Source organism: Pseudomonas sp. H9, from assembly GCF_004353925.1.
Taxonomy (GTDB): domain Bacteria; phylum Pseudomonadota; class Gammaproteobacteria; order Pseudomonadales; family Pseudomonadaceae; genus Aquipseudomonas.
Genome location: NZ_SMOK01000024.1, coordinates 181285 through 192203, shown reverse-complemented (window position 1 = coordinate 192203; position 10919 = coordinate 181285). Strand labels below are relative to the sequence as shown.

The following is a 10919-nucleotide window of genomic DNA, read 5'->3' as shown; positions in this document are numbered from 1 at the left end:
AGCGGGCTTGCTGTGGGAGCGGGCTTGCCCCGCGATTGCGGTGTGTCAGCCAGATAGCATCGCGGGGCAAGCCCGCTCCCACAGCAAGCCTGCTCCCACCGGCCTATGCTTTTTTGACCTGACGCCGGCCATGGAGCCCGTGCTATGAAGCCTCGCTACCTGTGCAGTGCGCTGCTGGTCTTTGTGCTCAATGGCGTCGCGTGCGCTGACGCCTGGCATCTGGCCAAGGATGAAGACGGCATTCAGGTGTACCTGGACGATGTGCCCGGCTCAAAATACCAACGCTTTCGCGGCGTGACCCTGATCAAGGCCAGTGTGCGCACTTTGGGCGATCTGCAAGAGAACCTGCGGGTGGCCTGCAAATGGCTGTACGGCTGCAAAAGCATGCGCCTGCTGGATGTCGAAGGCGACAGTACCTGGGTGTACCTGACCACCGAATTGCCCTGGCCGGCCAGCCCCCGCGATATGGTGATTCAGGTCCGTACCGAACGCACTGAGGCTGACGGCCTGATCCGCCACCTCAACGCGGTTGCCGGTAAAGTTGAACGCAAGCCCGGGCTGATCCGCGTCAGCCAGCTCAAGGGCCTGTGGACCTTGGTCCCTAAAGGCGAGCAACTCACCGAAGTGACCTATCAACTGGAAGCAGACCCAGCCGGCGACATACCCTCCTGGCTGGCCAATCAGTTCGTCATCGACGCACCGATGGTGTCGCTGCGCACTTTGCGTGCGGTAGCGGAACGCCAAGGGTTACGACCTGAGTCCGAGTCGCCCGATGAATGATTACACCTCGTGGGCTTCCAGCAGGCTCGCCAACACCCCGGCAAGCTCTTTGACCATCGGGTCGGCGGTCGGCCGATGGACGATGACGATCTCGTAGCTGTCGATCACTGGCAGGCCGTTGTGCTCACCCAACACTGCATGTTCGCGGGTTGCTGCACGCGGTGGCAGCAGGCTGATGCCCATACCATCGGCCACGGCGGCCTGAATGCCACTGAGGCTTGAGCTGGTGAAGCTGATGCGCCAGCGTCGGCCCATGCTTTCGATGGCGTTGATCATGTCATCGCGGTACAGGCCACGGGGCGGAAAGGTCACCAGCGGGATCGGGTCGAGGTCGATCGACGGCGCGTTGGCACTGTCGATCCATTGCAGCTCTTCCGGCCAGCACGCCACACCTTCGCGGCTGTTGCGCCGCTGTTTGAGCAACACCAGGTCCAGCTCACCGTTATCGTAGCTCTGGCTCAAGTCCCGACACAGGCCACTGGTGACTTCCAGCTTGACCTGTTGGTACTTGCGGTTGAACGCCGACAGCGCATTGGTGGTGCGGCCGCCGACAAAGTCTTCCGGCACCCCCAGGCGCACGGTCACACCCACGGTGGCGCCGGCCAACGCTTCGAGCATCTGGTCATTGAGCGCCAGCATGTGCCGGGCGTAGCCCAGCAGGGTCTGGCCGGCATCAGTGGGCAACACATCGCGATTGCCACGCACCAACAAACGGTGGCCAACCATGTCCTCCAGGCGCCGGACCTTCTGGCTGACGGTCGACTGTGTGGAATGCAGGCGTGCGGCGGCAGTGGTAAAGCTGCCGCAATCGGCGACCACGACAATGGCCCGAAGCAGGTCCAGATCGAACAACGACCTATTCGGTTTTGCACTGATATCCATGAAAACATTTAACTTCTAAATAGGAAGTACGATTTCTATCATGCAGCCACCCACAGAACAACAGACGGAGACAAACGGATGCAGCTGGCGCACTTCAAGGTCTTGCTGGCCTTCCTGTTGACCATGATGACCTCACTCACAGCCAGCGCCGAAGGCGGTGTGCTGGAAAGCCAATTGCGCGATGCCGCGGAAAGTGGCAACGCTGAGCGCATTCGCAGCTTGCTTGAGCAAGGTGCAACACTCGAAGCCCGGGACAGACTGGGCCGCACTGCCCTGTTGCTGGCCACCCATCGAAACCAGGTAGAGGCGGCGCGGGTGTTGATTGAAGCGGGTACCGACGTCAATGCCAAAGACAGCATTGATGACAGCCCTTACCTGTATGCCGGTGCGCGAGGTTTCAATCAGATTCTGCGCCTGACCCTGAGCCATGGCGCCGACCTCAAGAGCACTAATCGCTATGGCGGCACAGCGTTGATTCCGGCGGCCGAGCGCGGGCATGTCGATAATGTGCGCACCTTGATTGATGCCGGTGTCGACGTGAATCACCTCAACCGCCTGCACTGGACGGCATTGATGGAAGCCATCGTGCTCAGTGACGGTGGTCCGCGCCATGTGCAGATCGTTGAAATGCTGGTACAGGCCGGTGCTGATGTGAACATTACCGACAAGGACGGCGTAACGCCGTTGGCCCACGCGCGGGCGCGGGGTTACTCCGCGATGGTGAAGATCCTTGAGGACGCATCGCGGGGCAAGCCCGCTCCCACCGGGATTTAACAGACCTCGGTGGGAGCGGGCTTGCCCCGCGATAATCGTCAACCCTGATCGATCTTGGCCGGTGGCGTTGGTTCATCGTCAGCGTTCACCGAGCGTCGAAAACCCTTGATTGACTCACCCAGATCACTGCCCAACGACTTGAGCCGCTTGCTGCCAAACACCAGCACCACCACGACCAGTAGTACCACCCAGTGTTTCCAGTCGAACACACCCATGGTGCACCCTCCTCCGCTTACTCGATCTCTTCGTAGGGCAGGCCCACGTAGTTCTCAGCGATGTTGACCAGCCCCGCGTGCGAATTGAAGAAGTACTCGCGGTCAGCCTGTTGCATCTTCTGGTCCCAGGCATCTTTATGCTCACCGAAGTCATGCAACAGGTTGGTCATGAACCAGCTGAAACGCTCACCTTTCCAGACCCGGCGCAAGGCCACCTCGGAGTAGCGTTCAAGCAGGTCGGTGCGGCCTTCGCGGTACACCTTGACCAGGATGCGGTACAAGTAGCAGACATCCGACGCCGCCAGGTTCAGTCCCTTGGCGCCGGTGGGGGGCACGATGTGCGCCGCGTCGCCAACCAGGAACAGTTTGCCGTACTGCATCGGTTCAACCACATAGCTGCGCAGCGGGGCGATGCTCTTTTCCAGCGCTGGCCCGGTCACCAGGCGTTGGCCCACGTCTTCTGGCAAGCGCGCCTTGAGCTCGTCCCAGAAGCGCTCATCTGACCAGTCATCCACGTGATCGGTCAGCGGCACCTGCAGGTAGTAACGGCTGCGGGTCAACGAGCGCTGGCTGCACAGCACAAAGCCACGGTCGTGATGGGCGTAGATCAGTTCGTGATTGACCGGCGGCGTATCAGCCAGCAGGCCAAGCCAGCCGAACGGGTAGACGCGCTCGTAATGGCTGAGCACTGATTCCGGGATGCTCTTGCGCGCTACACCGTGGAAGCCATCGCAGCCGGCGATGTAGTCGCAGTCGATACGGTGGGTCTGGCCATCTTTTTCGTAGGTGACGTAGGGCTGCTCACCCTTCATCTCATGCGGTTGAACGTTGTCGGCCGCATAGATGATCGGCGCGCCACTGGCAGTGCGGGCGTCCATCAGGTCGCGGGTAACTTCGGTCTGGCCGTAGACCATGACGGTCTTGCCGCCGGTCAAGGCCTTGAGGTCAACACGAATGCGTTTGCCGCCGACCAGCAGTTCAACGCCATCGTGCACCAGGCCTTCGGCGTCCATGCGTTCAGACACACCCGCTTCGCGCAGCAGGTCGACGGTGCCTTGTTCCAGCACACCGGCGCGGATACGACCGAGCACATACTCGGGGGTCTGACGCTCGATAATCACGTTGTCGATACCGGCCTTGTGCAGCAGTTGGCCAAGCAGAAGGCCCGAAGGCCCGGCACCAATAATGGCTACCTGAGTTTTCATTATTTTCGTCTCGCTAGGGGCTCCAGGTGCTGGGGGGGGGAGCACGCTGGCAGCTATTGTTGTTGTGTGCCCCTGCATTTTTGCTGACAAAAACCGGATAAAAAGGTGATATTCCTTCAACAAATTGCACTTTTATAAATTTTGTTCGATTATCGGACAAACCCCTAACCCCTCCCGCACAGCCCGGATTGCCCACCATGACACGCGCCAGCCTTCCAAAAATTCCGGTGTTCAAGCTGTACGGCGAGAGCCAGGCCTGGCCAACGCCGGATCTGCTGCACTGCGAATCGATCCCTAAACGCAGCAGCCTGCACCACTGGGAAATCAAGCCACATCGGCATGCCGACCTGTTCCAGTTGCTGTACGTTCGGCGCGGCCAGGCGCAGATCGAGCTTGAGGGACGGCGTAGTGTGGTGCGCGAGGCGGCGATCCAAGTCATCCCGCCGATGACCGTACATGGCTTTCAGTTTTCCGAAGACATCGATGGCTATGTGCTGACCTTGGGTGCGCCGCTGGTGGCGCAACTAGAGGCGCAGTTGGGCGCGCCATTGACGGTACTGGCCTCGGCCGGTTGCTACCGCTTGGGCGCTGACCAGCGCACCCTGTACACGCTGATCCGGGTACTGCATGAGGAATACGAAGGCAGCGCCCCGGCACGTGACCTGCTGCTGCACTCACTGGTGACTTCGCTGATGGTCTGGATCAGCCGCCGCAGTCAGCCCCTCACCCAGGCGAGCAATCGTGACGAGCGTAACCAGCAACTGCTTGCGCGGTTTATCAAACTGGTTGAACAGCATTATCGCGAACACTTGTCGGTCGAATTGTTTGCCCATCGCCTGGGCGTTTCCAGCGTGCACCTGAACACCCTGTGCCGCGAACTGGCAGGGCAGACGGCGCTGCAGATCATTCACCAACGCCTGCTGCTCGAAGCCCGGCGCAGCCTGATCTACACCAACATGACCATCAGCCAGTTGTCCGACAGCCTGGGCTTCAGCGACCCGACCTACTTTTCACGGTTCTTCAGGCGCTTGTGCGGGCAGACGCCCAATGCCTTTCGCCAGGCTGGGGTGTCTTGATCGCGGGGCAAGCCCGCTCCCACAGATTCTCAACCTGTAGGAGCGGGCTTGCCCCGCGAAAGAGGCTCACTTTTCTACGCGCTGCAGAAATTTCTTAACAAATCCCTCCGTATTGCCGCGGCACCAAACCAACACAATCTATAACTACTTGATTTTTAACGATTTAAATTATGGCACGTAATTTGAGAGGGGTTGCCAAGGCGTCGCTGTCCGACGCCAACTCCATAACAATAAGGTTGACCCTCTCATGTTCAAACATGCCCCGCTGCACCTCGCAACCAGCCTGCTGCTGTGCGCCTCTGCCTGGCAGGCGCAGGCCACCGAAGGTGGTATTTCCTCATGGCCGATGGGTATCGAGATCTACGGCATGGGTATCCTGCCGCCACCAGGAACCTACGGCCAATTGTTCGCCGGTAACTACCTGGCCGACAGCCTGCGTGACAACAGTGGCGACAAAGTTGCCGATATCGATTTGCGTGTCACCACCCTGGCCCCGCGTTTTGTCTGGGTAACCGAGCAGAAAGTATTCGGCGGCGACCTGGGTTTCCATGCGCTGCTGCCGCTGAACGACATGCGCCTGAATGTCAAAGGCGGCCCCCACGACCACAAACGCGGTATCGGTGACGCACACCTGGGCCCGGTGATCGGCTTTCACCCCAGTGAAAAGCTGCACATCGCCACCGGCGTCGACTTCGTCTTGCCCACTGCCAGCGAGTACGACGAAGATGACCTGATCAACCTCGGCAACAACTACTACACCGTTCAAGGTGTACTGGCGATGACCTACCTGGACCCCGCCGGATTGAATGCCGACGTGCGCTTGATGTACGACTACAACTTTGAAAACCGCGCCACCAACTACCAGTCGGGCCGCGAACTGCACGCCGACTACACCCTCGGTTGGGGCCTGGGCAACGGCTGGGTGCTGGGTGTGGGGGGGCACGCTTACCAGCAGGTCAGCGACGACAAGTGCAGCGCCTCTGACTGCGCAGCAGCTGCGCTGGTTGACGCCAACGACGGTAACCGCGGGCGCTCGTTCTCCATCGGCCCGGCGGTGCAGTACAGCAGCAAGCAAGGCTGGCTGTTCAGCGCCAAATGGCAGGACGATTCCGGTGTACGCAACCGCGCCGAGGGGCAGACTTACTGGTTCAAGTTCACCACCCCTCTCTAAGCGTGATACAGGTCAGCCACCCTTGAGCCGGTAGCTGACCTGGGCACGGCTCATGCCGAGCATTTGCGCGGCCGCGGTGACGTTGCCGCCCGAACGTTCCAGCGCCAGGCGCACCAAGCGTTTTTCGATGTCCTCCAGCGAGGTACCGAGCACCCGCTCCTGACCGGCAAAGAACGCTTGCAGGCTGGCCAGTTCCGGGGCGCTGGCCTGCGCTTGATCAGATTCAGCTTCGGTGTCGGGTGCAGCTGCACGCACCTTCGGTGTCACGGCATCGACAGCTAACCGCCCTTCACCGGTCAAGCCGATGGCCGCCTCCATCAGCGGCGCCCCCGCTTCTGCGAGGTGCACCACATCAATGACCTCACCATCACTGGCAGCAATCACCCCGCGCTCTATCAGGTTCTGCAATTCGCGGATGTTGCCGGGGAAACGGTAAGTCAACAGCGCGTTGACCAGACGCATACTGAAGCCCGCCAGCTGACGGCCGTGGCGCTGACTGAAGCGATGCAGGAAATAGCTCATCAGCAGCGGAATGTCTTCACGACGCTCGCGCAACGGTGGCAGGTGAATGGGGAAGACGTTCAAGCGATAGAACAAGTCTTCACGAAAACGCCCGGCTTCAACCTCCTTGCGCAGGTCGAGGTTGGTGGCGGCAATCACCCGCACATCGACCTGGATCGCCGAGGTGCCACCGACCCGCTCGATCTCGCCCTCCTGCAAGGCACGCAGGATCTTGCTCTGGGCATGCAGGCTCAAGGTGCCGATTTCATCGAGGAACAAGGTACCGCCATGAGCCCGCTCAAAACGCCCCGGCCGCGAGCGTTCGGCACCGGTGAATGCACCGCGCTCTACGCCGAAGAGCTCGGCCTCGACCAGGTTTTCCGGCAGCGTTGCACAGTTCAACGCCACCATCGGTATGTGCTGACGGCGGCTGGCCTGGTGCACGGTGTGGGCGAACAATTCTTTGCCCACACCAGACTCACCGGTCAGCAGCACCGTGGCTTCGGTCGGCGCCACGCGCTGCAGCAACTGGCTGGCAGCGACGAAGCTGGCCGAGATACCCACCAGTTGCTTGGCATCGGTCGGCACTTCCAGTTCGGCCACCCGCTTGTCGACCGCCGAGGTGTAGGTACTGCGGCTGAGAAAGTCACCGGGGTCTAGGTAGGCCAGATCGACGTCGATGTCGTCCCACTGCTCGGCTGGCTTGCCAACAATGCGACAGGCCGGATGCCCCATCGCCCGGCACTGCAACTCGCGAAACACCACCAGTCGCCCCAACAGCGAAGAGGCGTAACCACTGGCATAGCCGATTTCCATCCAGCAGGCTGGCTCGCCCCCCAGGCCATAGGCGGCGATGTGCTCGTCCACCTCCAGGGAGTTGTGCCAGAGAAATTCCGAATAGAAGTGACCGACGCTCGAATCGATCTCAAAACGCACCACCTCGACATTCACCATGCCTTCGAGCATGTGCAGGCGTGGCCCGGCACTGTAGAGGCTGGCGTGGTCGCCCTCAGGCCATTGCTCGCTGACCTGCGCGGCATCACGGGCACCCGCTTGCCAACCGATACGCGTGAGCAGGCCGCGGGCCTTGTCCAGGCCCAGCGCCTCGATCAATTCACGGCGAATGGCACCAAAGGCAGAGCCTTGCAGCAGCATCATGCGTTGGCCACACAGCCAGATGCTGCCGTCTTGCGGGGCAAACGCCACGGATTGCGCCAACTGCTCGGCTGAAGGCAGTCCGGTGCTGCCGAACTGGTTGGTACGGTCGACGATCAGGCTTTTCTGACGGCCCAGTACCTGTTTGAAAAATTCTTCATCCACGGCACGGCCAGGTTTGCCAGGTGTTGTAGGTGTCATAGGCAATATCAAAGGCAGAAGGTAAGCCTGCAGTATGCCCCCGACTGCAGCCGGGTCAATTAGCCAGTCCGCCAAGGGGCGTGCTGAACCGCGCAAATGGCCGATTATCGCCCGGATTCTGCACGCCCTGTAGGAGCGGGCTTGCCCCGCGATCGCGGTGAAGCTGGAAATACACGATCGCGGGGCAAGCCCGCTCCTACCGATTCACCCAGCGTCGAGCTTTCTGCAATCGGCGACTTCTCTGCATAAAAATCCGCACCGGCGACTTGGGCGCTACGTCAAAATTTACAAAAATATTTTCAACTCATTGTTTTTATTGAGTTTTTAGCGGACGCAACGACATGGCACGATAGTTGTTATGGGCTGTTCATCGAATTCCTTTCGACACAACAAGAGAGAAGCTGATGACCCCTACCCGCCCTGCCTATCAAAATCTTCACCTGCAGCCGTTGGCCGGACAATGGCGTGTTGGTAGCGCTGAGCGCTCGCTGACCGTGCTCGATCCGTACAACCAGCAGCAGTTGCTGGAAATCCCCCTGGCCAACCGTGACGACCTCGATGCCGCCTACCGCAGTGCCCGCCTGGTTCAGCCTGACTGGGCAGCACAATCACCCGCCGCACGCAGCCAGGTAATGCTCCAGGCGGTGCGCATTTTCGATGAACGCCGTGAAGAGATCATCGACTGGATCATCCGCGAATCCGGCAGCACACGGATCAAGGCCCAGATCGAATGGGGCGCCGCCCGCGCCATCACCCTGGAGTCGGCGAGCCTGCCCAGCCGTGTGCACGGGCGTATCGTCAGCTCCAACATTCCCGGTAAAGAAAGCCGCGTGTACCGCAAGCCACTGGGGGTGATCGGGGTGATCAGCCCGTGGAACTTCCCCCTGCACCTGACCGCTCGCTCCCTGGCGCCGGCCTTGGCGCTGGGCAATACCGTAGTGGTCAAACCGGCCAGCGACACCCCGGTCAGTGGCGGCCTGCTGCTGGCACGGATCTTCGAAGAAGCCGGCCTGCCCGCAGGCGCGCTGAGCGTGGTGGTCGGAGCCGGTGCCGAGATCGGCGACGCCTTTGTCGAACACCCGGTGCCTGCGTTCATTTCGTTCACCGGCTCAACCCAGGTCGGTCGCAACATTGGCCGTATCGCCAGCGGTGGCGAACACCTCAAGCACTTGGCACTGGAACTGGGCGGAAACAGCCCGTTCGTGGTGCTGGCCGATGCCGACCTGGAACAGGCCGTGAATGCCGCCGTGGTCGGCAAGTTCCTGCACCAGGGCCAGATCTGCATGGCGGTCAACCGCATCATCGTCGAACAGCCGCTGGTCGACGCCTTCACCCAGCGCTTTGTCGAGCGTGTCAAAGCTCTGCCCTACGGTGACCCAAGCCTGCCTGAGACGGTGATCGGCCCGGTGATCAACGCCCGCCAGCTGGCCGGCCTGCAAGAGAAGATCGCCACCGCTCATACCGAAGGCGCCCAGTTGCTGCTCGGTGGCGAGGCTCAGGGCAACGTGCTGCCACCGCATGTGTTCGGCAACGTCAGCGCCAACATGGACATCGCCCATGAAGAAATTTTCGGCCCATTGGTGGGCATTCAAGCTGCACGCGATGCCGAGCATGCGCTGGAGCTGGCCAACCGCAGCGAGTATGGGCTGTCCAGCGCCGTGTTCACTGCCAGCCTGGAACGTGGCGTGCAATTCGCTCAACGCCTGCAGGCCGGCATGACTCACATCAACGACATCCCGGTCAACGACGAACCCAACGCGCCGTTCGGCGGCGAGAAAAACTCGGGGCTGGGTCGCTTCAATGGCGATTGGGCCATCGAAGAGTTCACCACCGATCACTGGATCACCGTTCAACACCAACCGCGTCACTACCCGTTCTGATTGCTACGCCTACATCCGATAACAATAAGGAGTCCGCAATGTCCCAACTGCCCACCTCACAGGCTGTGCGACGGACCATCACCAGCTGCCTTGCCCTACCGTTGATTCTGCTTGCCGGCACTGCCGCCGCCGATGGCGATGGTGTGTGGAAAGGCGGCGAAAATGTCTATGCCAAAGTCTGCGGTCACTGCCATGAAGGCCAGGTCGGCCCGCAGATCACTGGCCGCCAACTGCCGCCTGCGTACATCAGCGCCATTGTGCGCAACGGCTTTCGCGCGATGCCGGCCTTCCCAGCTTCGTTCATCGATGACAACGCCTTGCAGCAAGTCGCCGAGTACATCTCCAAAGCGCCTGCGCCAGCGGCCAAACCGTGAGGGCTTAGTGATGATGAATGTCGAACGTCGTTCACTGCTCAAGGGCATGGCCTTGGGCGGCCTGGCCGGTGCTGCCCTGGGCAGCTCCAGCCTGAGCTTGGCCAACAGCGTGCTGGGCCCATCGGCGCAGCCACAGGCTGCGAGCCTGGCGATTGTCAGTGCGCCGGTGGCCGTCAGCGCCTTCGTCCAGGGCCTGCGGGCGAGCCCAGCTGCGCCTCAGGTGCAGGTCATAGCAACAGGCCTGGATCTGGCCATGCTGCAAGACCTGCAACAACGCCTGGCCAGCGGCCAGTCCCAGCGTCTGATCGGCCTGGTCGACGATGCCAGCGCCGCGCTGATCGTCGACCTGGCACGCAGCGCCGGCGCGCGCGTGCAGTGGCTCGGCCAGCACAGCGCCAGCGCCGGGCACTCACGCCATCGCCTGCTCAGTGCCCAGGCCAGCCACGGCTGCGCCTTGCAGCTGGGGCAGCAGCTCAACCGCTGTGGTCATGGCTTCGAACTGCATGAGCAGCGCTTGCACAGCCTCGCACCGGCCTTGCAGTTGAGCGCCGCCAATCGCAGCCAGAGTGGGGACCAATGGGCCGCCACCCTCGGTTACGCCCTGGCCGTTCTCGGCAGCACTGACACCGGCCAGGCGCCGCTGATTGCCAGCCGCCCCTCGGCATTGACCGGCACTTACGTGTCGTTCTCGATCCACGTCTGAAG

General features: G+C 61.3%; 10 protein-coding genes and 1 pseudogene. 7 read left to right on the top strand and 4 right to left on the bottom strand.

Annotated elements, in window-relative coordinates:
- Positions 1-144 precede the first annotated feature (144 nt).
- Complete coding sequence (locus E1573_RS19410) at positions 145-780, top strand: START domain-containing protein (protein WP_133216189.1); 636 nt, start codon at positions 145-147, stop codon at positions 778-780.
- On the opposite strand, the gene E1573_RS19405 is transcribed toward E1573_RS19410, so the two are convergent.
- Complete coding sequence (locus E1573_RS19405) at positions 781-1662, bottom strand: LysR substrate-binding domain-containing protein (protein WP_133216188.1); 882 nt, start codon at positions 1660-1662, stop codon at positions 781-783.
- Positions 1663-1740: 78 nt separating this feature from the next.
- On the opposite strand from E1573_RS19405, the gene E1573_RS19400 reads away from it, so the two are divergent.
- Entirely contained in the window at positions 1741-2436 is a 696-nt protein-coding gene (locus tag E1573_RS19400) for an ankyrin repeat domain-containing protein (RefSeq protein ID WP_133216187.1), read from the top strand.
- Between the two features lie 59 nt (positions 2437-2495).
- Here the strand turns inward: E1573_RS19400 and tatA are convergent.
- Together tatA and pobA are read right to left on the bottom strand one after the other, a co-directional pair.
- A pseudogene (tatA, locus tag E1573_RS19395) lies at positions 2496-2651 on the bottom strand (twin-arginine translocase TatA/TatE family subunit); the annotation flags it as partial.
- Positions 2652-2668: 17 nt separating this feature from the next.
- The gene (gene pobA / locus E1573_RS19390; protein ID WP_133216185.1) at positions 2669-3856 is read right to left on the bottom strand and encodes a 4-hydroxybenzoate 3-monooxygenase; all 1188 of its coding nucleotides are present in this window, start codon (positions 3854-3856) and stop codon (positions 2669-2671) included.
- A 197-nt stretch (positions 3857-4053) separates the two neighbouring features.
- Between pobA and E1573_RS19385 the strand changes: the two genes are divergently transcribed.
- Together E1573_RS19385 and E1573_RS19380 are read left to right on the top strand one after the other, a co-directional pair.
- On the top strand, positions 4054-4932 hold the full coding sequence (locus E1573_RS19385) for a helix-turn-helix domain-containing protein (protein WP_133216184.1): 879 nt from the start codon (positions 4054-4056) through the stop codon (positions 4930-4932).
- A 247-nt stretch (positions 4933-5179) separates the two neighbouring features.
- Positions 5180-6103: a transporter gene (locus E1573_RS19380; protein WP_133216183.1), complete on the top strand. Its 924-nt coding sequence runs from the start codon at positions 5180-5182 to the stop codon at positions 6101-6103.
- Between the two features lie 12 nt (positions 6104-6115).
- Here E1573_RS19380 and E1573_RS19375 read toward each other — a convergent pair whose 3' ends face one another.
- Entirely contained in the window at positions 6116-7960 is a 1845-nt protein-coding gene (locus tag E1573_RS19375; protein ID WP_133216182.1) for a sigma-54-dependent Fis family transcriptional regulator, read from the bottom strand.
- A 404-nt stretch (positions 7961-8364) separates the two neighbouring features.
- Here E1573_RS19375 and pchA point away from each other — a divergent pair, with 404 nt between their 5' ends.
- From pchA to E1573_RS19360, 3 genes are read left to right on the top strand one after another with little or no spacing between them, the layout of a single operon-like run.
- Positions 8365-9840 (top strand): 4-hydroxybenzaldehyde dehydrogenase, encoded by a 1476-nt coding sequence (gene pchA / locus E1573_RS19370; protein WP_133216181.1) that lies wholly within the window; start codon positions 8365-8367, stop codon positions 9838-9840.
- Between the two features lie 38 nt (positions 9841-9878).
- Entirely contained in the window at positions 9879-10214 is a 336-nt protein-coding gene (locus E1573_RS19365; protein ID WP_133216180.1) for a cytochrome c, read from the top strand.
- A gap of 10 nt (positions 10215-10224) precedes the next feature.
- Positions 10225-10917 carry a hypothetical protein gene (locus tag E1573_RS19360; RefSeq protein ID WP_305955363.1) on the top strand — a complete coding sequence of 231 codons (693 nt, stop codon included), beginning with the start codon at positions 10225-10227 and terminating at the stop codon, positions 10915-10917.
- The last annotated feature ends 2 nt before the right edge of the window (positions 10918-10919 follow it).

Coding starts and splice junctions, on each gene's coding strand:
- E1573_RS19385 (WP_133216184.1), top strand. CDS start 4,054: ATGACACGCGCCAGCCTTCCAAAAATTCCGGTGTTCAAGCTGTACGGC.
- E1573_RS19410 (WP_133216189.1), top strand. CDS start 145: ATGAAGCCTCGCTACCTGTGCAGTGCGCTGCTGGTCTTTGTGCTCAAT.
- E1573_RS19400 (WP_133216187.1), top strand. CDS start 1,741: ATGCAGCTGGCGCACTTCAAGGTCTTGCTGGCCTTCCTGTTGACCATG.
- E1573_RS19360 (WP_305955363.1), top strand. CDS start 10,225: ATGATGAATGTCGAACGTCGTTCACTGCTCAAGGGCATGGCCTTGGGC.
- E1573_RS19365 (WP_133216180.1), top strand. CDS start 9,879: ATGTCCCAACTGCCCACCTCACAGGCTGTGCGACGGACCATCACCAGC.
- pchA (WP_133216181.1), top strand. CDS start 8,365: ATGACCCCTACCCGCCCTGCCTATCAAAATCTTCACCTGCAGCCGTTG.
- E1573_RS19375 (WP_133216182.1), bottom strand. CDS start 7,960: ATGACACCTACAACACCTGGCAAACCTGGCCGTGCCGTGGATGAAGAA.
- E1573_RS19405 (WP_133216188.1), bottom strand. CDS start 1,662: ATGGATATCAGTGCAAAACCGAATAGGTCGTTGTTCGATCTGGACCTG.
- pobA (WP_133216185.1), bottom strand. CDS start 3,856: ATGAAAACTCAGGTAGCCATTATTGGTGCCGGGCCTTCGGGCCTTCTG.
- E1573_RS19380 (WP_133216183.1), top strand. CDS start 5,180: ATGTTCAAACATGCCCCGCTGCACCTCGCAACCAGCCTGCTGCTGTGC.